The sequence below is a fragment of the Aeromicrobium sp. PFPM2_SD2 genome (assembly GCF_057364525.1).
Map to the genome: position 1 here is coordinate 1 of NZ_JBNFNZ010000602.1, position 1,210 is coordinate 1,210.

The following is a 1,210-nucleotide window of genomic DNA, read 5'->3' on the forward strand; positions in this document are numbered from 1 at the left end:
GGCGACGCGCTGGCCCGCCGGCTCGGCGCCCCTGTGCCTGGTCGGCCGGCGCCAGGTCGACGACGACGGCCTGACCGAGCGCGAGCGCGAGGTGCTCGAGCTGGTGGCCGAGGGGCTGACCAACGGGCAGATCGCCGAGAAGCTGTTCATCAGCACCAAGACCGTGAGCGTCCACGTGTCGGCCGTGCTGCGCAAGCTCGGCGTCGCCTCGCGCACGGAGGCCGCCCGGCGCGTCCTCAGCCGCGGCTGAACGGTCGCGCGCGCACGGCGGCGGCGCCCAGCGGGCCGAGCAGCGCGGCCAGCACCGCCATGCCCAGCGCCGGGGCGGTCCACCCGCCGCTCAGGTCGTGATCCACGCGGAACAGCAGCGGGCCGGTCGCGGCGAGCAGGTAGCCCAGCGACTGGACGAAGCCCGAGAGCAGCGCGGTGTCCTCGACGCTGACGGCCCGCTCGGCCACCATCACCAGCGACCAGCCGAACGCGGCGCCGCCCGCCCCGAGCACCAGGCACGACAGCCAGGGCAGGGTGTCCGGCGCCAGGGCCAGGCCGAGCCAGCCGGCGACCGACAGCACCGCGAGCACCCACGGCACGTGGGCGGTGACGCCCCAGCGGCCCAGGACGAAGGGCAGGGCCATGCCCACCGGGACGCCCATGGCGCTCCACACGGCGACGTACCCGCCGGCGGCGGCGGCGCTGATGCCGGCGTCCTGGAAGAGCACGGCGAGCCAGCCCATGAGCACGTAGGCGCCGGCCGACTGGACGGCGAAGAACGCCGCCAGGATCCACGCCACGGGGGAGCGGGCGACGTCGCCCCAGCCGGTCCCGGCGGTCGCGTCGGGCACGGTGACCCGGTCGTGCGGCGGCGGGACGAGCGCCCACACCACCGCGGCCAGCAGGCCCAGCACGGCCCACGACCGATCGCGACCCGCCACGAGCCGGTCGCGTGCTCCAGCGGCACGGTGAGCGCGGCGCCGAGCGCACGCCGACCACGATCATCGCGGTGCCGGCCGAGCCGACCGTCGCCACCCGGTGCGGGAAGTACGCCTTCGCGACGGCGGGGAGGATGACGTTGCCCACCGCGGCGCCGCACGGGACGAGGGCGGCGGCGAGCAGGAACAGCCAGGCCTGGTCCGACACCGAGCGCAGGACGAGGGCGCCGCCGACCAGCAGCGTCGCGCCGACGGCGCAGGCGCCGCAGGCCCAGCGAGCG

3 protein-coding genes are annotated in these 1,210 nt (G+C 77.0%); 2 read left to right on the forward strand and 1 reads right to left on the reverse strand.

Annotated elements, in window-relative coordinates; genetic code table 11:
- A partial coding sequence (locus AC2W7G_RS16760) for a response regulator transcription factor (RefSeq protein WP_485869438.1) occupies positions 1–250 on the forward strand: 250 nt, incomplete at its 5' end.
- Here the strand turns inward: AC2W7G_RS16760 and AC2W7G_RS16765 are convergent.
- On the reverse strand, positions 237–905 hold the full coding sequence (locus AC2W7G_RS16765; RefSeq protein ID WP_485869439.1) for an MFS transporter: 669 nt from the start codon (positions 903–905) through the stop codon (positions 237–239). The two genes, AC2W7G_RS16760 and AC2W7G_RS16765, sit on opposite strands and share 14 nt — an antisense overlap.
- 38 nt (positions 906–943) lie before the next feature.
- Here AC2W7G_RS16765 and AC2W7G_RS16770 point away from each other — a divergent pair.
- Positions 944–1,210: hypothetical protein (locus tag AC2W7G_RS16770; RefSeq protein ID WP_485869440.1), on the forward strand; the 267-nt coding region annotated here is incomplete at its 3' end.